General features: G+C 73.0%; 20 protein-coding genes and 2 pseudogenes. 7 read left to right on the top strand and 15 right to left on the bottom strand.

What is annotated here, in order from left to right; genetic code table 11:
* Window positions 1-13 precede the first annotated feature (13 nt).
* Complete coding sequence (locus tag AB0I06_RS07730) at window positions 14-1,144, top strand: methyltransferase (RefSeq protein ID WP_363118040.1); 1,131 nt, start codon at window positions 14-16, stop codon at window positions 1,142-1,144.
* Here AB0I06_RS07730 and AB0I06_RS07725 read toward each other — a convergent pair.
* Both AB0I06_RS07725 and AB0I06_RS07720 read right to left on the bottom strand, forming a co-directional pair.
* Complete coding sequence (locus AB0I06_RS07725; protein ID WP_363117852.1) at window positions 1,134-1,994, bottom strand: class II fructose-bisphosphate aldolase; 861 nt, start codon at window positions 1,992-1,994, stop codon at window positions 1,134-1,136. The two genes, AB0I06_RS07730 and AB0I06_RS07725, sit on opposite strands and share 11 nt — an antisense overlap.
* A 13-nt stretch (window positions 1,995-2,007) precedes the next feature.
* Complete coding sequence (locus AB0I06_RS07720; protein WP_363117851.1) at window positions 2,008-2,889, bottom strand: SIS domain-containing protein; 882 nt, start codon at window positions 2,887-2,889, stop codon at window positions 2,008-2,010.
* Window positions 2,890-3,009: 120 nt separating this feature from the next.
* On the opposite strand from AB0I06_RS07720, the gene AB0I06_RS07715 reads away from it, so the two are divergent.
* Window positions 3,010-3,789 (top strand): DeoR/GlpR family DNA-binding transcription regulator, encoded by a 780-nt coding sequence (locus AB0I06_RS07715; protein ID WP_363117850.1) that lies wholly within the window; start codon window positions 3,010-3,012, stop codon window positions 3,787-3,789.
* A gap of 91 nt (window positions 3,790-3,880) precedes the next feature.
* Window positions 3,881-5,719, top strand: coding sequence for a glycoside hydrolase family 15 protein (locus AB0I06_RS07710; RefSeq protein WP_363117849.1), 1,839 nt, complete (start codon window positions 3,881-3,883; stop codon window positions 5,717-5,719).
* Between the two features lie 4 nt (window positions 5,720-5,723).
* Here the strand turns inward: AB0I06_RS07710 and AB0I06_RS07705 are convergent, their stop codons facing one another.
* Window positions 5,724-6,683, bottom strand: a complete 960-nt coding sequence (locus AB0I06_RS07705) for a hypothetical protein (RefSeq protein ID WP_363117848.1) — start codon at window positions 6,681-6,683, stop codon at window positions 5,724-5,726.
* Window positions 6,684-6,882: 199 nt separating this feature from the next.
* Between AB0I06_RS07705 and AB0I06_RS07700 the strand changes: the two genes are divergently transcribed.
* Window positions 6,883-7,095: a cation transporter gene (locus tag AB0I06_RS07700; protein WP_363117847.1), complete on the top strand. Its 213-nt coding sequence runs from the start codon at window positions 6,883-6,885 to the stop codon at window positions 7,093-7,095.
* 3 nt (window positions 7,096-7,098) lie between these two features.
* Window positions 7,099-9,348, top strand: coding sequence for a heavy metal translocating P-type ATPase (locus AB0I06_RS07695; protein ID WP_363117846.1), 2,250 nt, complete (start codon window positions 7,099-7,101; stop codon window positions 9,346-9,348).
* 12 nt (window positions 9,349-9,360) lie between these two features.
* Here AB0I06_RS07695 and AB0I06_RS07690 read toward each other — a convergent pair whose 3' ends face one another.
* Window positions 9,361-10,017: a class I SAM-dependent methyltransferase gene (locus AB0I06_RS07690; protein ID WP_363117845.1), complete on the bottom strand. Its 657-nt coding sequence runs from the start codon at window positions 10,015-10,017 to the stop codon at window positions 9,361-9,363.
* 137 nt (window positions 10,018-10,154) lie between these two features.
* Between AB0I06_RS07690 and AB0I06_RS07685 the strand changes: the two genes are divergently transcribed.
* A complete protein-coding gene (locus tag AB0I06_RS07685; RefSeq protein WP_363117844.1) occupies window positions 10,155-10,856 on the top strand; it encodes a phosphatase PAP2 family protein in 702 nt (233 codons plus the stop codon).
* A gap of 63 nt (window positions 10,857-10,919) precedes the next feature.
* On the opposite strand, the gene AB0I06_RS07680 is transcribed toward AB0I06_RS07685, so the two are convergent.
* The 8 genes and pseudogenes from AB0I06_RS07680 to AB0I06_RS07645 form a co-directional block, all read right to left on the bottom strand.
* Entirely contained in the window at window positions 10,920-11,372 is a 453-nt protein-coding gene (locus tag AB0I06_RS07680; protein WP_363117843.1) for a phospholipase, read from the bottom strand.
* Window positions 11,373-11,488: 116 nt separating this feature from the next.
* Entirely contained in the window at window positions 11,489-12,091 is a 603-nt protein-coding gene (locus AB0I06_RS07675; protein WP_363117842.1) for a hypothetical protein, read from the bottom strand.
* Window positions 12,088-12,234: pseudogene (locus AB0I06_RS07670) on the bottom strand (carbohydrate ABC transporter permease); the annotation flags it as partial. The gene AB0I06_RS07675 and the pseudogene AB0I06_RS07670, both read right to left, overlap by 4 nt.
* A pseudogene (locus AB0I06_RS07665) lies at window positions 12,234-12,575 on the bottom strand (ABC transporter permease); the annotation flags it as partial. The pseudogenes AB0I06_RS07670 and AB0I06_RS07665, both read right to left, overlap by 1 nt.
* A complete protein-coding gene (locus AB0I06_RS07660; RefSeq protein ID WP_363117841.1) occupies window positions 12,572-13,855 on the bottom strand; it encodes an ABC transporter substrate-binding protein in 1,284 nt (427 codons plus the stop codon). The gene AB0I06_RS07660 and the pseudogene AB0I06_RS07665, both read right to left, overlap by 4 nt.
* A gap of 68 nt (window positions 13,856-13,923) precedes the next feature.
* On the bottom strand, window positions 13,924-14,688 hold the full coding sequence (locus AB0I06_RS07655; RefSeq protein WP_363117839.1) for a cupin: 765 nt from the start codon (window positions 14,686-14,688) through the stop codon (window positions 13,924-13,926).
* Window positions 14,682-15,608: a PmoA family protein gene (locus AB0I06_RS07650; RefSeq protein WP_363117838.1), complete on the bottom strand. Its 927-nt coding sequence runs from the start codon at window positions 15,606-15,608 to the stop codon at window positions 14,682-14,684. The genes AB0I06_RS07655 and AB0I06_RS07650 overlap by 7 nt, the downstream gene beginning before the upstream one ends.
* Entirely contained in the window at window positions 15,605-16,729 is a 1,125-nt protein-coding gene (locus AB0I06_RS07645) for a Gfo/Idh/MocA family oxidoreductase (protein WP_363117837.1), read from the bottom strand. Before AB0I06_RS07645 ends, AB0I06_RS07650 begins: the two co-directional genes overlap by 4 nt.
* Before the next feature lie 338 nt (window positions 16,730-17,067).
* Here AB0I06_RS07645 and AB0I06_RS07640 point away from each other — a divergent pair, with 338 nt between their 5' ends.
* Window positions 17,068-18,612, top strand: coding sequence for an alpha/beta hydrolase (locus AB0I06_RS07640; RefSeq protein ID WP_363117836.1), 1,545 nt, complete (start codon window positions 17,068-17,070; stop codon window positions 18,610-18,612).
* Window positions 18,613-18,714: 102 nt separating this feature from the next.
* Here AB0I06_RS07640 and AB0I06_RS07635 read toward each other — a convergent pair whose 3' ends face one another.
* From AB0I06_RS07635 to AB0I06_RS07625, 3 genes are all read right to left on the bottom strand, one after another.
* Window positions 18,715-19,206, bottom strand: a complete 492-nt coding sequence (locus tag AB0I06_RS07635; RefSeq protein WP_363117835.1) for a hemerythrin domain-containing protein — start codon at window positions 19,204-19,206, stop codon at window positions 18,715-18,717.
* Window positions 19,207-19,318: 112 nt separating this feature from the next.
* Window positions 19,319-19,489, bottom strand: a complete 171-nt coding sequence (locus AB0I06_RS07630) for a DUF5670 family protein (RefSeq protein ID WP_221754361.1) — start codon at window positions 19,487-19,489, stop codon at window positions 19,319-19,321.
* A 97-nt stretch (window positions 19,490-19,586) separates the two neighbouring features.
* A complete protein-coding gene (locus tag AB0I06_RS07625) occupies window positions 19,587-21,485 on the bottom strand; it encodes an NAD-binding lipoprotein (RefSeq protein WP_363117834.1) in 1,899 nt (632 codons plus the stop codon).
* Window positions 21,486-21,629: the final 144 nt, after the last annotated feature.

The following is a 21,629-nucleotide window of genomic DNA, read 5'->3' as shown; positions in this document are numbered from 1 at the left end:
GATGGACGACCGTATGAAGACGCCGTGGGGCGAGCCGGCGCTGACCCGTTTCCCCGAGGACCCGCGTGACACGCTGCGCGCGTGGGACGCCTCGGACGAGTATCTGCTGAGGCATCTGGCCGCGGAGCGGGTGCCGCTGGACGGCACGGTCGTGGTCGTCGGGGACCGCTGGGGCGCGCTGGTCACGGCTCTCGCGGCGCACCGGCCGGTGCAGATCACCGACTCCTACCTCGCGCAGGAGGCGACCCGCGCCAATCTCGCGCGCGCCGGGGCCGAGCCGGGCGCGGTGCGGCTGCTCACCACGCAGGATCCGCCGCCGGAGCGGATCGACGTCCTGCTGGTGCGGGTGCCGAAGAGCCTGGCGCTGCTGGAGGACCAGTTGCTGCGGCTGGCGCCGGCCGTGCACGCGGGGACGGTCGTCGTCGGTACGGGGATGGTGAAGGAGATCCACACCTCGACGCTCCGGCTGTTCGAGCGGATCCTGGGCCCGACGCGCACCTCGCTCGCCGAGAAGAAGGCGCGGCTGATCTTCTGCACGCCCGATCCGGCGCTGGAGCGGCCGGCCAATCCGTGGCCGTACGCCTACACGCTGCCGGACGACGCCGGTCCGGCCGCGGGAGGCACCGTCGTCAATCACGCGGGGGTCTTCTGCGCCGACCGGCTGGACATCGGGACCCGGTTCCTCCTCCGGCACCTGCCGCCCGGCCGGGGGCGCCGGGTGGTGGACCTGGGGTGCGGCAACGGCGTGGTGGGTACGGCGGTGGCGCTGGCCGACCCGGACGCCGAGGTGCTGTTCGTGGACGAGTCGTTCCAGGCGGTGGCCTCTGCGGAGGCGACGTACAAGGCGAACGGCGTGCCGGGGCATGCCGAGTTCCGGGTGGGTGACGGGCTGGCGGGGGTGCCGTCCGGCAGTGTGGACCTGGTCCTGAACAACCCGCCGTTCCACTCCCACCAGGCCACGACGGACGCCACGGCCTGGCGGATGTTCACCGGGGCGCGGCGCGCGCTGCGGCCGGGCGGGGAGCTGTGGGTGGTCGGCAACCGGCACCTGGGCTACCACGTCAAGCTGCGGAAGTTGTTCGGCAACAGTCGGCTCGTGGCGAGCGACCCGAAGTTCGTGGTGCTGAAGGCCGTCAAGCGGTAGCGGCGCCCAGGGTCCGCAGGGTCCTCGCCACCGCTCGTGTCATGGCCTCTCGCGCGAGGGTCAGGTAGCTGCGCGGGTCGACGGCCTCGGGCCGTTCGGCGAGGAAGTCCCGGATCGCGCCGGTCAGCGCGATGTTCAGGGCGGTGCCGATGTTGACCTTGGTGATGCCGCCCGCGACGGCGGCCGTGAGTTCGTCGTCCGGGACGCCGGAGGAGCCGTGCAGGACGAGCGGCACGTCCAGTGCGGCCGACAGGCGGGTCAGCAGGGCGTGGTCGAGGGCCGCGGTGCGGGTGGTCATGGCGTGGGAGCTGCCGATGGCGACGGCCAGGGCGTCCACGCCCGCGTCGGCGACGAACGCCCGGGCCTCGTCGGGGTCGGTGCGGGCGCCGGGGGCGTGCGCGTCCAGCGGGGGTCTGCCGTTCTTTCCGCCGATCTGCCCCAGCTCGGCTTCGATCCAGAGCCCTTGGGCGTGCGCCCAGTCGACGGCGGCCCGGGTCGCGGCGAGGTTCTGCGCGTAGGGCAGCCGGGCCGCGTCGTACATGACGGAGCTGAACCCGGCGTCCGCTGCCCGGTGCAGCAGGGCGTCGCTCTGCACGTGGTCGAGGTGCAACGCGACGGGGACGGCGGCGTGCTCGGCCGCGGCGAGGGCGGCGCGGGCGAGCGGGAGCAGCTGTCCGCCGCGGAATCTGACCGCGTTCTGGCTGACCTGGAGGACGACGGGGGCGTGCGCGGACTCGGCGCCCGCGATGACGGCCTCGACGTGCTCCAGGGTGATGACGTTGAAGGAGGCGACGGCCGAGCCGGCCGTGGCGGCGCGGGTGACGAGGTCGCCGGTGGTGGTCAGGGGCACGAGGTCTCCCGGGTCAGGGTGCGAGGATCACCGAGCGCGTGAGGTGGCGCGGGCGGTCGGGGTCCAGCCCGCGCGACGCGGCGACGGCGACCGCGAGGCGCTGGACGCGGACCAGTTCGGCGAGCGGGTCGAGGTGCCCGGCGATCCACAGGGCGCCGGTCTCGCGGACCTGCCGGGCGAGTCCGTCCGGGGCGTCGCCGAGCATCCAGGTCGCCGTGCCCGTGGTGCTGACGCTGATGGGGCCGTGCCGGTACTCCATGGCCGGGTAGGACTCGGCCCACGCCAGTGCGGCCTCACGCATCTTCAGCCCGGCCTCCTCGGCCAGGCCGACGGTCCAGCCGCGTCCCAGGAAGGTGAACTGCCCGCACTCCGGCAGTCCTTGCGGCAGCGGCTGCGCCAGGGCGGTGCGCGCGTCGGTGACGGCCGTGCCGGGGTGGAGGCCGAGGTGGGCGCGGAGCAGGGTGAGGGCCGTGGTCGCGAACCGGGTCTGGACGACGGAGCGTTCGTCGGCGAAGTCCAGGACGGCGAGTGCGCCCGCGGCCGTCCGCACGGGCGTGTCCGGGTCGGCGGTGATCGCGGTGGTGGGGGTGCGGTCCTTCACGCGGTGGAGGAGGTCCAGGACTTCGGTCGTGGTGCCGGACCGGGTGAGGGCGACGATCCGGTCGTAGCGGCGGCCGTGGGGGAACTCGGAGGCGGCGAAGGCGTCGGTCTCGCCCTGGCCCGCGCCCTCCCGCAGGGCGGCGGCCGCCCGCGCCATGAAGTACGAGGTGCCGCAGCCCACGAGCGCGACCCGCTCCCCCGGCGCGGGCAGCACCTTCGCATGCCGGGGCGCCTCCGCCGCGGCGCGTTCCCAGCAATCGGGCTGGCTGGTCAGCTCGTCCTCGACATGCGTCATACGGCACCCTCCCGTTCTGATTGTTCCTGCAAGATATAGCCAGCTTTCGAGCAACATCAAGCATGCTGCCGTGATCGGGTGCGTTAAGGTCGCCCGGGAGATCGAGAGGTGGAGGTGCGGATGTCGCGCGACGCCCGCTGGAAGGCGCTGCTGGAACTGCTCGTGGAGCGCGGCCGGCTGGACGTGGAGGACGCCGCGGTGGAGCTCGGGGTTTCGGCGGCGACGATCCGCCGTGACTTCGACGGGCTCGCCGAGCAGCAGATGCTGGTGCGCACCCGGGGCGGAGCGGTCGTGCACGGCGTGTCGTACGAGCTGCCGCTGCGCTACAAGGCCGCTCGCCGCGTCTCCGAGAAGCAGCGCATCGCCAAGGCGGTGGCGGATCTGGTGGCCCCGGGCGAGGCGGTCGGGCTGACCGGCGGGACCACCACGACCGAGGTGGCGCGGGCGCTGGCCGTGCGCGGGGACCTGTCCTCCGGGTCGCCCGCGCTCACCGTCGTGACGAACGCGCTGAACATCGCGGGCGAGCTGGCCGTACGCCCCCAGTTCAAGATCGTGCTGACCGGCGGGGTGGCGCGGCCCCAGTCGTACGAGCTGGTCGGACCGCTCGCGGACGGGGTGCTGGCGCAGATCACCGTCGACGTGGCGGTGCTCGGTGTCGTCGCCTTCGACGTGACACACGGCGCCGCGGCGCACGACGAGGCGGAGGCCGCGATCAACCGGCTGCTGTGCGAGCGGGCGCAGCGGGTGGTGGTGGCCGCCGACTCCGGCAAGCTGGGGCAGCGGGCGTTCGCCCGGATCTGCGCGGCCGAGGCGGTGGACACGCTGGTCACGGACACGGCGGCGGACGCGCAGACGGTGCGGCGGTTCGAGGAAGCCGGGCTGCGGGTCCTCACGGCCTGACGGCGGTGGCCCGGCGGCGCCGGTCCGACAGCGCACCCGCGTCGGCGGTTCTACGCTGGGGCTGAGGCGCCTACCGGGCAGGGAGGCTGTCATGGCCGAAGCCGCACAGGATCGTCAGGGCGTGCCGGGCGGGCGGCGGTACGTGCCGATCGCGGAGCACGGGCTGATCGGAGATCTGCGCAGTGTGGCCCTGGTGGGCACCGACGGCACGATCGACTGGTACTGCTGCCCGGCCTTCGACGCGCCGAGCGTGTTCGCCTCGATCCTGGACGCGGAGCGCGGCGGCTGCTTCGAGCTGGCGGCGGCCGTGCCCGCACGGACCAAGCAGTTCTACTTCCCCGACACCAACGTCCTGATCACCCGGTTCTTCACCGAGGACGGGGTCGGCGAGGTGCAGGACTTCATGCCGGTCGGCGGCGCGCCGGCCGAGGCCGAGCGGCACCGGCTGATCCGGCGGGTGGTCTGCGTGCGCGGCTCGATCCCGTTCCGCACGCGCGTCGCGCCCCGGTTCGGCTACGGCTCACTGCCGCACACCGTCCGGCTGACCGGTGACACCGCGGTGTTCGAGGCGGAGCGCATGGCGCTGGCACTGACCGCGACCGTGCCGCTGGAGACCGACGGACCGGACGTGCGCGGCGACTTCAAGCTCTCCGAGGGAGAGACGGCGGTCTTCGCGCTGGACAAGGTCGGCGGCGATGTGACGCCCCGCCGGTGCGCGCGCACCGAGGCCGAGGAGCAGTTCGCGGCGACGGTGGCGTACTGGCGGCGCTGGCTGGCGGCGTCCCGCTACAAGGGTCGCTGGCGGGAGATGGTCCACCGCTCGGCCCTGACCCTGAAGCTGCTCACCTACGCGCCCACCGGGGCGATCGTGGCCGCGCCGACGACGAGCCTGCCCGAGGAGCTCGGCGGCGAACGCAACTGGGACTACCGGTACGTGTGGGTGCGCGACGCGGCGTTCTGCGTGTACGCCCTGCTGCGGCTGGGCTTCACCGGCGAGGCCGAGGCGTTCATGGACTTCGTGACCCGGCACATCAGCCCGGGCGACGGCAAGCCCTCCGGGCCCCTTCAGATCATGTACGGCATCGACGGCCGCACCGAGCTGCCCGAGCGCACCCTCGGCCACCTGGAGGGTCATCACGGCTCGGCGCCGGTGCGGGTCGGCAACGCGGCGGCCGACCAGCTCCAGCTCGACATCTACGGCGCGCTCATCGACTCGATCTACCTCTTCGACAAGTGGGCCAAGCCCATCTCCAGCGGGCAGTGGGACGACGTGTGCGCGCTGGTGGACTGGGTGTGCGCGCACTGGGACCAGCCCGACGAGGGGATCTGGGAGACGCGGGGCGGGCGCAAGAACTTCCTGTACTCGCGGCTGATGTGCTGGGTGGCGATCGAGCGGGCCATCCGGATGGCCAACCGGCGCGGTCTGCCCGCCGACCTGCCGCACTGGCGGGAGTGCCGCGACACGATCTACCGGCGGATCATGAGCCGGGGCTGGTCGACGGAGCGCGGGGCCTTCGTCCAGCACGAGGACGGCGATGTGCTGGACGCCGCCGTGCTGATGATGCCGCTGACGAAGTTCATCGCCCCCACCGACCCGAAGTGGCTGTCGACGCTGGACGTGCTGACCGAGGAGCTGGTGTCGGACTCGCTGGTCTACCGGTACGACCCCCGGTCGAGCCCGGACGGGCTGCGCGGCGACGAGGGCACGTTCTCCATCTGCTCGTTCTGGTACGTCGAGGCGATGGTGCACGCCGGCCGCGTCGACGAGGCGCGCCTGGCCTTCGAGAAGATGCTGACCTACGCCAATCACCTCGGCCTGTACGCCGAGGAGATCAGCCACACCGGGGAGCAGCAGGGCAACTTCCCGCAGGCGTTCACGCACCTCGCGCTGATCAGCGCGGCGTTCAACCTGGACCGCGCGCTCGGCTGACGGATCAGTGCCCGTGGCCGTCGCCCGCATGCCCCTCGGGGGTACCGGACCCGGCCGCCGCTCCCTGGGCGCGGACGGTGAACGCGGCCGTGTGCACCTCGCCGTCGTGCTTGAAGTCGAGGAACAGGCGGTAGGCGCCGGAGCTGGGCGCCGTGGCCGTGAACGAGATGTCCGGGCCGGGCCTGGTCTTGCCGTCGCCGGGTTCGCCGTTCGGGTGGACGTGCAGGTAGGCGAGGTCTCCGGAGCGCAAGGCGACCAGATGGCCGTAGGCGCCGAGGTAGGGCTGGAGGTCGGTGACGGGCCTGCCGTCGCGGGAGACCTTCAGCTTCAGTTCGCCCGCCTTCGCGGGGCGCAGGGCGCCGGTCAGCTTCACCTCGTAGCCGTCGACGCGGGCCGTGGTGTTCGCCGGTGGCAGTGGCCGGGCCCGGTACGGCCCGGAGGCGGCGAGGTCCGCGCCGAGGGTGAGGTTCTCGGCGTCCTTCCCGGCCGGGGTGAAGTCGGCGAAGACGCGGTAGCCGCCCGCGCGGGGCAGGTCCACGGGGGTGCTCCAGGTGCCGTCGGCGGCGCGGATGGGGTGCAGATGACGGTAGGTCACCAGGTCGCGTGAGGCCACGATGAGGTGGAGTTCCTTGTCGTGCTCGCGCTGGTAGGCGGTGAGCGCGCGCCCGGCGGTGTCCCGCACGGTGAAGCGCAGGTCGGTCTGCTCGCCCGCGGTGACGCGCGGGGTGTGGAGGTCGAGCGTGTAACCGTCCTCGGAGATCTGCAGTCCGCCGGCCGGGGGCGTGTCGTGCCCGGTGTGGCCGCCGCCCTTCTCCGCCTGCGGCGTGGGCCTGGTGTGCTCGTCCTGGTGTTTCGGCGGGCTGTCGGCGACGACGGGGTCGATGCCCTGACCGACGCCGTAGGCGGCGCCGAAGGTCGCCGCCAGCGCGGCGGCGAAGGTGGTGATCCTCAGTCCGGTGTTCATGGCCGTCGGCTCCTTCAGATACCGGGCCTCCCGCTCGAATGCGGGGCCTCCATGCAGTTCACCATACCCCCCTGGGGTATCCAGTCAAGTTCTTCTCGCGCTTGCATCCCATACCCCTGAGGGGTATATCTGGAATCGGCGCCGGGATACCCCCGGCCCGTATGCCACCCATCTGTCGGACCACCCAGAGGAGCACCCGATGCCCGCCACCACCTACGCCGTCTCCGGAATGTCCTGCGGCCACTGCACGGCGACGCTCACCAAGGTCATCGGGGAGCTGGACGGCGTCAGCGGTGTCGAGGTCGACCTCGACACCGGCCACGTCACCGTCACCGGCACCGCCGAACCCGACGACGCCCTGATCGCGGAGGTCGTCGACGAGGCCGGCTACGAGCTGACCGGAAGGGCCTGAGCCATGAGCACCGGGACGACGACCGGCGCCGACGCCGAGGTGGAACTCCTCATCGGGGGCATGACCTGCGCCTCCTGCGCGGCGCGCGTCGAGAAGAAGCTCAACCGCATGGACGGGGTCACCGCCACCGTCAACTACGCCACCGAGAAGGCGAAGGTCAACTACTCCGGTGACGTCTCCGTCGGCGATCTCATCGCCACCGTCGAGGCCACCGGGTACACCGCCCGGGAGCCCGCGCCTCCCGCCGAGCGGACGGACCCGGCCGAGGAGGCCGACGAACTGCGGCCGCTGCGCGAGCGGTTGATCACCGCCGTGGTGCTGTCGGTTCCCGTCGTGGCCATGGCGATGGTCCCGGCCCTGCAATTCGAGTACTGGCAGTGGCTGTCGCTCACCCTGGCGGCTCCCGTCGTGACGTACGCGGCCTGGCCCTTCCACAAGGCGGCGTTCACCAACGCCCGGCACGGCGCGGCCACCATGGACACGCTGATCTCGGTGGGCACCTCGGCCGCCTTCCTGTGGTCGCTGTGGGCTCTGTTCTTCGGCACCGCGGGCACCCCGGGGATGACGCACCCCTTCGAGCTGACCATCGAGCGCACGGACGGCGCCGGGAACATCTACCTGGAAGCCGCCGCCGGCGTGACCGCGTTCATCCTGGCGGGGCGGTACTTCGAGGCCCGCGCCAAGCGGAAGGCCGGGGCGGCGCTGCGGGCACTGCTGGAGCTGGGAGCGAAGGACGTCACGGTGCTGCGGGCCGACGGCCGCGAACAGGTCGTCCCCGTCGCGGAGTTGAAGGTCGACGACCGCTTCCTGGTCCGGCCCGGCGAGAAGATCGCGACGGACGGGACGGTCGTCGAGGGTTCCTCGGCCGTGGACGCCTCGATGCTCACCGGCGAGTCGGTGCCCGTGGAGGTGGGCACGGGGGACCCGGTCACGGGGGCCACGATCAACGTCGGCGGGCGGCTCGTGGTGCGTGCCACCCGGGTGGGCGCCGACACCCAGCTGGCCCGGATGGCCCGGCTGGTGGAGGACGCGCAGAACGGCAAGGCCGCCGCGCAGCGGCTCGCGGACCGGATCTCGGCGGTGTTCGTGCCGGTCGTGATCGCCCTGGCGCTCGGCACACTGGGTTTCTGGCTGGGCAACGGCGCCGGGCTGACGGCCGCCTTCACCGCTGCGGTCGCCGTCCTCGTGATCGCCTGCCCCTGCGCGCTGGGGCTGGCGACCCCGACCGCGCTGATGGTGGGCACCGGGCGCGGCGCCCAGCTCGGCATCCTCATCAAGGGCCCGGAGGTGCTGGAATCCACGCGTCGCGTCGACACCGTCGTCCTCGACAAGACCGGCACGGTCACGACCGGACGTATGACGCTGCTGGCCGTGCACACCGCCGAGGGCACGCACGAGGCCGACGTGCTGCGGCTGGCCGGGGCGCTGGAGCACTCCTCCGAGCACCCGATCGCCCGGGCCGTCGCGGACGGGGCGCTGGAGAAGCTGGGCGCGCTGCCCACGCCGGAGGACTTCGTCAACGTGCCCGGACTGGGTGTGCAGGGCGTCGTCGAGGGCCACGCGGTGCTCGTCGGCCGGGAGCGGCTGCTGGCCGACTGGGCGATGGCGCTGCCGGAGGGTCTGGCCGGTGCGAGGACGGCGGCCGAGGAAGCCGGACGCACGGCCGTCGCGGTCGCGTGGGACGGCGAGGCCCGGGCGGTGCTGGAGGTGGCCGACGCGGTGAAGGACACGAGCGCGGAGGCGGTCGGCCGGCTGCGAGCGCTCGGTCTCACGCCGATCCTGCTGACCGGTGACAACGAGGCGGTGGCCCGGTCCGTCGCCCGCGAGGTGGGCATCGAGGAGGTCATCGCCGAGGTGCTCCCGCAGGACAAGGTCGACGTCGTCGAGCGGCTCCAGGGCGAGGGCCGGTCGGTGGCGATGGTCGGGGACGGGGTCAACGACGCGGCGGCCCTGGCCCGTGCCGATCTCGGCCTGGCCCTGGGCACCGGCACGGACGCAGCGATCGAGGCCGGCGACCTGACCCTCGTACGGGGCGACCTGCGGGCCGCCGCGGATGCCATCCGGCTCGCCCGCAGCACGCTCGGCACCATCCGCTCCAACCTGTTCTGGGCCTTCGCCTACAACGTGGCGGCCCTCCCGCTGGCCGCCTCCGGCCTGCTCACCCCGATGATCGCCGGGGCGGCCATGGCCTTCTCGTCGGTCTTCGTGGTCGGCAACTCACTGCGGCTGCGGGCCTTTCGGGCCACCGGCTGAGACACCGGCGGATCAACGGCGGCGCCACACCAGCGTGTAGCGCCACAGCAGACGGCGGCGCAGGCGGACGCCGGGCAGTACGGCCCGGGCCTGGCGCGCGATCTCGGGGAAGGTCAGCTCCGCCGGGCGGGTGCGGGCCGTCATCGAGACCGGGCGCGGCGCCCGGCCGCCCCCGTTCTTCAGCACGGCCATGAGGATGTTGAGCGGGATGGACGCCAGGCCGAGCAGACGGTCGAGGAGTGTCGCTTCCCGGGCCAGGCCGACGATCACCAGGGTGCCGCCGGGGGCGAGACGCTCACGGAAGACCTCCAGGGCCTCGGCGAACGGCAGGTGGTGGACGACGGCGACGCAGGTGATGACGTCGTACGACCGATCACCCAGGCCGGTCAGGGCATCGGCCGTGGTGTAGGTCACCGGGGTCGTCGCCGGGGTCAGCTCCCGTGCCCGGGCCGTGATCTCCGGGTCGGCGTCGATCCCGTGCACGCGCTCCGCCCGGCCGGCCAGCAGCCGGGCCAGGTCGCCACTGCCGCATCCCACGTCCAGGGCGCTGCGCACCCGGTCCGGCACCTGCCGCAGGATCCAGGGGTGGAAGTGGGCGTTGTGGTCCCAGGGGCGGGCGGCGTGGAAACGCTCCAGTGCTCGCAGGACGCGTCGTGGAAGGTCTGACATGCCCTCAGTGTTCCGGATCACCGGCGTGGCCGTCCGCCAGTCGGGCACTCGGGAGGTACCGGCTCGCAGGGGCGCCGAGCGTGCGCCGGGCGTGAGCCGGTACCGTGCTGGGGGAAGGCCACTGCGGGGAGAAGCACATGACCCATCCGAGGACCACAGACGCGGACGCCCCCCGTCCGCTGCGATACGCCCAGGGCTCCGCGGGCCGGAGCGGCTCGCTGCTGAGCGCCGTGCTCGGCGATCTCAGGGCCGTGGACGGCGCCTTGTACGCGGCGGTGGCCGCCACCCCGACGCCGACCCTGGACCGGACGCTGCGGCACCTGTCGCACGCGGCCGACCATTCCAAGATCTCGTTCGCCATCGCCGCCGCCCTGTCCCTGGCCGGGAAGCGGCCGCGCAAGGCGGCCTTCGCCGGGGTCGGCGCGATCGCGGTGGCGTCGGCCTCCGCCAATCTGCTCGGCAAGCGCCTGGTGCGCCGGGCGCGGCCCGACCGGGAGGCGGCCCGGGTGACGGTGGACCGGCACGTCAGGATGCCGACCTCGGCGTCGTTCCCGTCCGGGCACACGGCGTCGGCGGTCGCGTTCGCCACCGCCGTCGGCGTGGTCCTGCCCCCCGCGGCGGTTCCGCTGGGGGCGCTGGCGAGCGCCGTCGGCTACTCCCGCGTCCACACGGGCGTGCACTACCCGGGCGACGTGGCGGCGGGCGCGGTCCTCGGGATCGCCAGCGCGGCGGCGGCCCTGGCGGCGGCCGCGGCCACCCCCTCGGCGCGGACTCAGGCCCTCCTGGCGGCGGCCCGTTCCTGGCCTCGGATCGGCGTCGCCGGCGCCCTGCGCCGGTGAGCCGCGGGCGGGCCAGGCGCGGGGAGACACCCCGGCGCCCGGTGTGCTCGCGGTGACGAACCGTCAGCCGAATGCCTTCACGGCCTGGTAGTACGTCCAGGCCGTGCTGGTGCACGAGGTCTTCGTGGCGCCGCTGTAGGCCGCGCAGACCCTCTTGAGGTCCTCGTAGAAGGCGCTGTCGAGCCGGGACTTGTTGGCGCTGAAGGTGCCCGCGGCCTTGTAGTTGCGGTAGCCGAAGTCGTGGCGGGCGCAGGACATCGAGAAGGGGAAGCCGAACGGGTTGTCCGGCGAGGAGGAGCAGTAGTCGGTCGACCAGTCGAAGGAGTACGCGGCCCAGGCGGCCTGGTTGGCCCGGGCGGCGGCCCAGGTGCTGTAGCTGGACGCGCTGGTCTGCGTCCAGCTCGCGAGCACCTGCGGCTTGTCGGCCGGAGCGGCGGTCGCACCCGTGGCGGCTCCGACGACGGTGACGAGGGCCAGGGTCGAAGTGGCAAGAGCGGTTGCGAATCTTCGGCGCATCCCACACCTCCATGAGGCTGCGACTCGCCCATCGAGCCGCAGGTCCATGACAAGAGGATGACCACTCCGTCCCGGTGCTCACACCTGATCTGCCCCAAAGGCTGCTGAACTTCGGGCTATTGAAGGAGAACGGCAGCGGACCGGCGGACGTCGACGGCGGTGAGTGCCAAGGCCAGCGGCCCGGGCGCGAGGAAGGCCAGCGGCACCAGCATCCAGGCGCACAGCGCGGCCGTCGCCACGGCGAGCAGCACCAGACCGCTGCCGCCCAGGTCCGTCACGGCGTCCCGGCCGGCCCCGCGCACCGCCGCACGCCAGTCGGTGAGCGCCTCTGGACGCCCGCAGGCGCGCAGCCCGACCACCACCGCGCACACGCCGATCACCGCGGCGGCCACAGCGAACAGCGGCGCCCCCGGCAGCCCGGCGCCCGCCAGCGCCAGGTCGGCGGCGAACAGCAGCACACCCGTGAGCGCGAGGCACCCGGCCACCAGGTCGCCGGCGCGCGACCGCCGCCGCAGCAACGCGAAGTACCGCCCCGCCGTGACGGGCCGGTCCTGCCCCGCCCCGCGCAGCACGGCGCACGCCGTCGACAGCGCGGCCGGAACCGTGACCAGGGGCAGGCAGGCCACCGCCGTGGCGAGTCCGACGCTCAGCACGTCGGCGAACAGGGTCATGCGCGGGCCGAACACCTCGCCCGCCTCGCGGGCCGGCGTCCCGCTCATCCCTTGAGCCCCGATCCGGCCATGCCCTCCACCAGGAACCGCTGGAAGGCCAGGAAGAACAGCGCGATCGGCAGCAGCGCGATCACCGACAGGGCGAACATCGGGCCGAACGCCGAGGTGCTGGAGGCGTCCACGAAGGAGCGCCCTTCAGGGCGAGTGCCACCGCCAGGGCCAGGGCGAGTTGCAGGGGCACGGCGATGACCACGTAGGTCAGGGTCGTCACGACCGAACGCCAGTAGCGGGGGTCCTCGGTGAACATCTGCGCGTAGTTGCGCAGGCCGACCCACCGCGGCGGGTTGAACAGGTCGTAGTCGGTGAACGACAGGTACAGCGACACGGCCATCGGCAGCAGTGTCAGGACGATCGCGCCGAGCACCCAGGGCGAGAGGAACACCCAGGCGGCGCCCTCGCGTTGGCGCCGGGGGCGGCGCCTTTCGGCGGCGGGGACGCGCCTCGCCCGCGCGGGGATCGCGGTGGTGGTCATGACCTCAGCTCCGCCTTCGCCTCGGTGACGTAGTTCTCGGCCGCCTCCCGGGGCGACATGCGCGCGTAGGACACCTGGTCGTAGTCGCGCTGGAAGGTGCTCTGCAAGGCGTTGTCGCCCGAAGGCGGCGCCTGGGGCGGGTCCTTGAGCTCGCCTTCGAGGGACGCCTGGTAGTCGGCGATGGTCCGGTCGAAGTCCTTCAGCCGCGGGCCCGTCTCGTCGCGGATCGTCTCGTTGACGGGGATGCCGCGGCTCGCTCCGAGGATCTTCGCGGCCTCCCGGTCGTTGACCATGAAGTCGACAAGCTGTGCCGCTTCCTTCGGATGGCCGGTGTGCGCCGAGACGCCGAGGAACATGGACGGCTTGAAGTACTGGCCGGGTGTGCCGTCCTCGCCGGTCGGCATGGGCGCGAGGGCGACGCCGGTCGGGACCAGGGCGGCGAAACCACTGGCCGGGGCGTCCCAGTTGGCGTCGGTGACGGCCTTGCCGCGCCCCAGCGGGGTGTTCTCCACGGAGCCGTCGAGCTGGGTCGTCTGCTCGGCGGGCGAGACGGCGCCCTCCCGGCGCAGCCGGTCGGTGAAGGTCCACCAGCGGGTGAGGTCGGCGGCGGTGAAACCCAGGCGTCCGTCCTCGGTGTAGAGGGCCTTGCCCCGGCCGCGCAGCCAGACCTCGAAGGCGTCCTCGCTCTGGCCGGGGTCGGTGGCTCCCGGCTTGCCGGTCTTGTGCGCCAGGGCGCGCATGGTGGCGGCCCACCGGCTCCAGGTCCAGCTCTCGCCGGGCAGCGGGACGCCCGACTTCTTCCAGGTCGCGACGTCGTAGGCGACGGTCTCGGTGCCGCGGCCCTGCGGGATCGCGTACTGCGCGTCGTCGACGCGGCCGGTGGCGAGCAGGCCCGGGTCGATCTCGGAGGTGCGCAGGACGGACTTCTGTCGCGCGAGGTCGAACAGGACACCGCCGGAGGCGTACTGGTCGATCTGCCGGTAGTCGAGCTGCATCACGTCAGGCGCGTCACCGCCGGCGGCCTGGGTGGCGAGCTTCTGCTTGTAGGCCTCGTAGCCGGAGAACGACGTGGTCACGTCGATGTCCGGGTGCTGTTTCTCGAACAGCGCGACGGCCCGCTCGGTGCGTTCGGCGCGGTCGGGATTGCCCCACCACGTGTAGCGCAGCACGATTCTGCCGCCGCCCGCGGACTCCCCGGATCCTCCGCAGCCCGCCAGCAGGGCACACAGTGCCAGTGCGGCGGCCGACGCGCAGAACCCCTTCGTCCTGTGTCCGGGCATGCCGAGGTCACTCCTCTCGACGGAGTTTCGGTTGAGCCCCCCTCAGATCCCCCTGCCGGTCCCCGCCGCTACTCCCCCGGGTACGGCGGCGTGGTGCCGGGCAGCGCGTACTCGTCGCGCCGGCCGCACATGCCGAAGCCGCCGAGCCGGGTGGGCGCGGCCTCGTGGGCGGTGGCCTCGCCGAGGTAGGCGGGCTCGCCGGCGGCCAGGGCGTCGAGCTGGGCGCCGGTGCGCCGCGCGGCGGCCAGGGCGCCCTCCCGCCACAGGGCCCGCCAGGTGGGCACCTTGTCGCGGACGAGCCGGGCGGCGGCCCGCTGGAACCGGAGGTAGGGGCCGTTGTCCCCGGCGGTGAGGGCCTCGCGCAGGACGAGGTAGCCCTCGACCGCGAGGTCCCTGCGGCGCCGGGCGGCCGCGGCCGTCTCCGAACCGGTGCCGGGCGGCAGGGACGCGGCGGCCGCGTACCGCTCCGGATCGGCGAGCACCTCGGGCGGGAAGGTGAACACGGCGTCGCCGGCCTCGGGCAGGCCGCTGTTCTGCATCAGCACGGTGATGCGCAGATCGCCGCCCTGCACCATGCGGTGCACCGTGCCGGGTGTGAACCAGACGAGGGAACCCGCTTCGAGGGGGATGTCCCGGTAGCCGTCGGGGCTCAGCGTCTGCACCGCGCCCCGGCCGCCGGTGACCACGTAGGCCTCCGTGCACACCAGGTGCAGATGCGGGCTGCCGCCGCAGACGCCGTCGGCGGCCTCCCAGTCGTAGGCGCTGAGGTGGGACAGGCCGATCGCGCCCGGGAGCGGGTGCGCGAGACCCGCCGCCTCGCCCTCGCTCACCACGGCAGGCCCTCCAGGTGGGCGGCGACCCGCTCGCGGTCCCAGGCGCCGTCGGCGACGACGACGCGGTAGCGGTACGCGAACGACTCCCCCGGCGGCAGCTCGAACTCCTCGAAGAACGCCCAGGAGAACGCGACCGTCGGGAAGGGCTCGGAGCGGACGAACCAGTGCGACTCGTGGGCGGGGGACGTCTCGTCGAGGTTCTCGGGCGCGTGCGCGAAGACCAGGGTGGAGTGGCCGTCGACCTCGTCGTGCTCGGTGGTGAAGGCGAGCCAGGGGCCCTGGGTGCCCATCAGCTTGCCCGCGTCGGCGTCACCGTCCGGGGCGAAGACCGTGCCGCCGGTGAAGTCGCGCGGGCCGCGCCACTGCAATCCGGTGTAGCCGGCCATCTCACGGCCCGCGGTGGTCGGGGAACCGAAGGCCAGGGGTGCGGACCGGGTGTTGGTGAGGCGGATCGACCAGTCCAGGGCCCAGGAACCGGACTCCTCGTCCACCGAGTGGACGTTCAGGCCGCGTACCTCGCGGGCCCACTCCTCGCCGCCGTTCTCGATCCAGGTGAGGTGCTCGGTGAGGGCGAGGCGGTCGTCCTCGACGGTGAGGTCCGCGAAGCCGTCGTGCCGCATCGAGCCGACGCGCTCGGGCAGCGGGAGGTAGCCCTCGCCGTGGACGTAGCAGTTGCCGCCCCAGAAGTTCTGGCCGGACAGATGGCTCGCGGTCATCTGAAGGCCCTTGTGCCAGCGGTGGTCGTTGGGGCGGTAGCCGGTGACCGTGCGGCCCGAGAGGGTGCGCACGGGATGGGCGTAGGGCTTGCGGGACTCGAAGGGGTCCGGGTCGGGGCGGTAGACGTAGCGGAGGATCTCCGTGCCGTTCGCCGCCGTGACGGCGATGTCCTCGCCGTGCGTGTGGGTGACGCGGATGGTCATGCGCGCTCCTTGGGGGCCCAGTCGGGGTACTCGCCGTGCATGGCCTCGTAGAAGGGGTCGCCGGGGACGATCTCCCCCGCCCGCACCGAGCGGCCGGTGAACGCCGCCTTGTACAGGGCGGCGGCGAACTCCAGGGTGGTGCGGGCGTCCTGGCCGCTGCCCGGGGGCCGGGTACCGGAGTCGTAGGCGTCCAGGAGCGTGCCGAGCTGGGCGGTGTGCGAGCTGGGCACGTCCGCCGGCGGGGTGCGCCAGGCGGTGGCGCGCTCGGAGGCGACGTGCGGGGCAGGGGTGTAGGCCCAGCTGTCGTTGGTGTGGCCGTACAGGTGGGTGAGCTCGACCGTGGCGTCGGCGCAGTCGACGCGGATGCGGCTCACCTCGTCCGGGGACAGCACGCTGTTGACGACGGTGGCGAGTGCGCCGCTCCTGAACCGCACCAGGGCGGTGGAGACGTCCTCGCTCTCGGTGTCGTGGACCAGGCGCGCGGCCATCGCGCTGATCTCCTCCCACTCCCCCAGCAGGTGCAGCATCAGGTCGTACTGGTGGATGCCGTGGCCCATGGTCGGGCCGCCGCCCTCGCTGGCCCACTTCCCGCGCCACGGCACCGCGTAGTACGCGGCGTCCCGGTGCCAGGTGGTCTGGCAGTGCGCGACCAGCGGGGCGCCCAGCTCGCCGCTTCTGATCAGCTCGCGGGCGTGCACGGCGCCGGATCCGTAGCGGTGCTGGAAGACCACCGCCGCGTACGCCCCCGAGGCCTCCTCGGCCGCGGCGATCTCGTCGTACTCGGCGAGCGACAGGGTCAGCGGCTTCTCGCACAGCACCCAGGCGCCCGCCTTCAGCGCGGCCACCGTCTGGTCGCGGTGCAGGGAGGGCGGGGTGCCGATGAGGACCAGGTCCGGACGCTCGGCGTCCAGCATGGCGTCCATCGCGGTGTATCCGGCGACCCGGTCGCCGGCCAGCTCGCGGAAGGCGTCGAGCCGCTCCCGGTCCACGTCGACGGCGGCCACCAGTTCCACCCGGTCGGAGTGGGCCCGCAGGGCGGGCAGATGGCTCCCGCCGACGATGGCTCCGGTGCCGACGACGGCCACACGGCGGCGGGTGGGAGACCCTGAGGTCACGGTCATGCGGCGCTCCTCGGACGGCCGGCGGACACACGCTTGGAAAGCGCTTGCACTCTGAAGGGACCCTAGGCCGGAGAGAATGTCTGGACAACCCCCCTGCACCGACCTGCACAAGGTCTGCCCGTACATCGTCCCAGCTCGGGGCGGAGATCAGGGTTGATGCCCCGGCCACGGAACCGGCATTCCCCCGCGCCACCACGGGGGCTTTCCCCCCGGCGGACCGGCCGCCAGCCGGAGTGATCGGGCGGCGCGCCGTCCCTACCGTTTTCCTCGCACAGCGCCCTCCCGGGCAGGCCCCGGCCGGCCCGGCGAGGGACATCGGCGACAGAAAGGACAGCCGCGTGTTATCCCGCTCCTGGGGCACGGCCAGACGCACCGCTCTCGCCCTCACGGCCACCGCCCTCGCCGTCACCGCCCTGCCCGCGACGGCCCGGGCCGCGCCGGACCCGCTCGCCCGGTACCACCACCAGCACCTCACCTGGAAGAGCTGCGTGCTCGGACCGGACGACGCGACCGGCAGGGAACTGGAGCGCGCCGGAGCCCGCTGCGCCGACGTGACGGTGCCCCTGGACTACTCCGATCCCGGCGGCCGTACGATCACCGTCGCCATCTCCCGCATACGCGCCACCGACACCGGCCGCCGCGTCGGCCCCCTGCTCCTCAACGGCGGCGGCCCGGGCGGACCCTCGCTCGGCGACCCTCCGTGGGTGCGCGAGGCGATGAAGGGCGTCGCCGCGCGGTACGACGTGGTGGGCGTCGACCCCCGATTCATCGGCCGCAGCACGCCGCTCGACTGCCGCTGGCCGACGGGATCGGCCTGGCGCTCGGCGGGTGAGGACCGGGCCGGCTTCGACCGGGTGGCGGCCTTCTCGCAGGACCTCGCCGGCCGCTGCCGCGCCCACGCGGGCGAGGCGCTCCCCCACGCCACCACCCGGAACACCGCGCGCGACATGGATGTCGTCAGGGCGGCGCTCGGTGAGCGGCGGATCTCCTACCTCGGCTACTCCTACGGCAGTTACCTCGGCGAGGTGTACACCTCGATGTTCCCGGGACGCACGGACCGGGTCGTGCTGGACGGTGTCATCGAGCCGGACCGCTACAGCACCCGGCTGCTGCGGGGCGTCGAGCCCTCCAACCGGCACGCCCTGCGGGGCTGGGCCTCCTGGGCCGCCGCCCGCGACGCCACCTACGGGCTGGGCCGGACGCGGGGTGAGGTGCTGGCCGCCGTGGAGCGCGTCCGGGTCGCCGCCGGCCGGACCCCGCTGCGGCTCGGCGACCACCGGCTGGACGAGCACGTGCTGCCGATCGTCGTCCTCAACGGTCTCTCGCAGCACAACGCCGCCGCGTACGGAGACTTCGCGCAGGGGGTGCGGGACCTGCTGCGGGCATCGCGGGGGGAGCGGGTGACGCCCTCCCGGTGGCTCGCCGGGGCGCTCGGCTTCCTGCTCACGGGAGCCGACTCGCCCTACGGCAGTGCGCAGACGGCGATCGTGTGCGGCGACAACGCCGCGCCACGCGACCCCGAGGTGTACTGGCGTGACGTCCAGCGCGCCCGCGCCCTGGACCCGCTGTTCGGGCCCGTGACGAACAACGTCAACCCGTGCGCGTACTGGGACCGTCCGCGTGAGCTCCCGACCAGGATCCGTGGCGACCTGCCGGCCCTGCTGGTGAACGCCACCGGTGACCCGCGCACCACCTACGACAGCGCCAAAGCCGTCCGCGAGCGGTGGCGCTCCTCGCGCCTGATCACCCTGAAGGGGGCCGACCAGCACGCGGTGTACGGCGTGTACGGGTCGGCGTGCGCCGACGACGCGGTCAACGCGTACCTCGCGACAGGGCGGCTGCCCGCGCGGGACGTCACCTGCGCGGCGCGGAGCATGCCCTAGCGGTCCATGACGGCGACCGGCCCTGAGGTCACCGCCCGTGAGCGGTGGCCCTCAGGGCCGGTACGGCCGGGTCGGGACCCGACGGAGTCAGACCCGACGGAGTCAGGACTCGACGATCTTGCGTACGTTGTCCACGGAGCCGCAGCCGGACTTCAGCTGGCGTTCACGCTCCTGCGCGAAGGCCCGGCCGAGCTCTTCCCGGCGCTCCATCGCCACGTTCTCGCGCGCGCCGTTGAGAATGGTGCGCTCCTCCTCGTCGGCGTGGTGGGTGACGGCTTCCACCAGCTCCTCGAGCTTCGAGTCCCACTCGTCGGAGCCGACCTCCTCGACCTGGAGGAGCTCCAGAAGGGCCTCGTTGCCCTCGTCGTGCTCGTGTTCGCCGTGCTCGACCTCTTCGTCGTCGATGTTCTTGTAGCGCTTGAGCGCCGGATAGACCTCGGCCTCCTCGGCCTGTGCGTGCGCGATCAGCAGATCCGCGAATTCCCGCAACGCACCCGCCCGGTCGGCTTCGACGCTCCGCATCTGACGGAAGAGGTCTTCCATGCGCCGGTGGTCCTGAAGAATGAGTTCTACGACGTCTTGTGTATCGGCCATGGAACAGGAACGCCTTTCCTCGAAGGAATACGGGTCACTTTCGTTTACCCCATTCCCGACGTTTGGTTCGCCGCAGACGGCGGTGTGAATCGGTCGGACCTGTCCGGCCGGTCTACCAGCGATACCAGCGGCCCTTTCGGCCGCCACTGTCCGCGCTGCGCAGCACGAACCCGAGCAGCCACAGCACCAGCACGATCACCGCGATCCACCACAGGGCCTTCAGTGCGAAGCCCGCACCGAACAGCACCAGGGCCAGCAGCAGGACGAGAAGCAGGGGAACCATAGTCATCAACCTCCGATCCCTCTGGTGCCCCGCCATAAGGCGAACACACAGTCGAATCCCTGAGTTTCTTCGCCGAAATCGGGGGCATTCTGCCGCCTCAGTCCTCACCGACGACGATCACCTCGTCCTGTGCCGTCCAGCCACGCCGTTCCGCCTTGGGCGGGTTGATCCGCACCCCGTAGCCCGGACCGGTGGACGCGCCCTCCCGGCTGCGGTAACCGATGGCGCACTCGCCACGCCGGCGTGCCGCGGCCACGACGGTGGCGAAGGTCGTCTCGCACCCGGGCAGTACGTAGTCGCCGGCCGGCCGCAGTCGGACGCCGGTGCCGTCGGCGGAGAACAGCTCCTCGAACACCGCCGCCAGGTGCCGGTTCTGGGAAATCTGCGCCATGAGCAGACCGATGAGCTTGCCGCTGATGATCACGTCGGCGCCGGGCCCGATGGGGGCCAGTGCCCGGTTGCGGTCGTCGGTCAGTTCGGTGACGACGGGCAGTTCGCGCCCGGAGGCCTCCTCCAGGCGGCGCAGCAGCAGGAGTGTCACGAGCGTGCGGTTGTCGGGGTCCTCGTACGGCTGTCCTGGGGCGGGGTCCCTGCCGAGCACGATGATGCTGTCGTAGGAGTGCACGTCCAGGTACCGCAGCGTCTCGGGACGGGTGACGTCGCCGTGGTGCAGGGTCAGGGTCAGGTCGCTGCCGTGGTACGCGTCGGCCTCGCTCACCTCACGGACCGTCGCCGCGTCCCCGTCCGCGACCACGTCGACGGACGATCCGGGCCGGGCGCGGCGGCGCAACTGGTCGACCATGAGGGGTGCCCGGCGGTTCCAGCCGAGCAGGAGGACCCGCTCCGGCCCTGCCGGCGTCGGGGGGCCGCAGGCCATCGCCGCCTTCTCGACCGCGTCCGCGCAGTCCGCCGGCCAGACCGTGTCGTCGTCCCGGGAGATGACGATGAGCAAGTCCTCCTCGGCGAGGGGCGTGTGCGGCGGCGGGTTGAGCACGGGGCTGTCGCCGCGCACGATCCCGACGACGCTCGACGTCGGGTAGGACAGCAGCGCGTCGCCGAACGGGCGCCCCGCCAGGGCCGGTTCGGCGACGAGGTAGAACTCGTCACCGGCGAAGTCGAGAAGCTCCTGGTGGACGAGGGACAGCCCGGGGCGGCGGGCGGCCTGGACGATCAGCCGGGCGGTGACGGTGTCGGCCTCCAGGACCACACCGCCCGGCCCGGCGGCGAGCGTGGCGGCAAGGCGGTAGCGGTCGTCCCGTACGGCGGCGACGACGGGCGGACGCGGCCCTTCCCCGGGCAGGGCGGCCCGCAGCGCCAGCAGCGTCTTGACCACCTCGGCGTCGGCGTCGGGCTCGTCGCGCGGCAGGACCAGCACGACACCGGCCGTCGCCGGGCTGGTCAGGGTGAGCACCGCCGGGTCGGTGGTGGGGCCGCTGCGGCAGATCAGCCGCGTACGGCCGAACTGACCGACCTTGGTGGCCAGCGCCTCCTCCATCGCGGTCTTGTCCCGGTCGGCCAGCACCGCCACCGCCGCGCGACGCTGGTTGGCGTTGGCGGCCACCAGTTCGCCGACGACCGTGAACACCTGCTCCGACCAGCCCAGGACCACCACGTGCCCGCGTTCCAGCACGGTGGAACGGCCCCGCCGCAACGCGGTGAGCCGCTCGGTGAGCGCCGTCGTGATCAGACCGACGAGCGTCGAGACGTACAGCAGGGCGACCAGGGCGAGCAGCACCGACATCGTCACGCGCAGCGGTGTCCCGGTCGCGCCGCCCAGCCGCAGGGTCTCGCCGGTGAGGTGCCACACCGCGGCCAGCCGGCCCGGCAGGGACCGCGGCGCGTCCGGGTCGGTCCACACCACCACCGCGCTGGCCGGGACGACGACGGCCAGGCACAGCAGCGCCATCCAGCCGACGATCGCCGAGGCCCCACGGGCCAGGGTGTTGTCGAACCAGTAACGGGCCCGGTCGCCCAACGGAGCGCCCCGCTGCGCCACTTGTCCCCCTCCGTCGCCCCGACTTCTCCTGGCGCCGGTCGGCGCCGCGTTCGCGATGCGCCAGGTGCGCCGGCGGCCAAAGAGCGCGGAGGTGCCTCCGCATGTCGCAGTGTGCGGGCTCGGGCGGGGTGCCGGCCGCGGTTC

It is taken from the genome of Streptomyces sp. NPDC050674 (assembly GCF_040654575.1).
Lineage (GTDB): Bacteria > Actinomycetota > Actinomycetes > Streptomycetales > Streptomycetaceae > Streptomyces.
The sequence above is the reverse complement of the archived record's forward strand: the minus strand, read 5'-3'. Positions and strand labels throughout refer to the sequence as shown.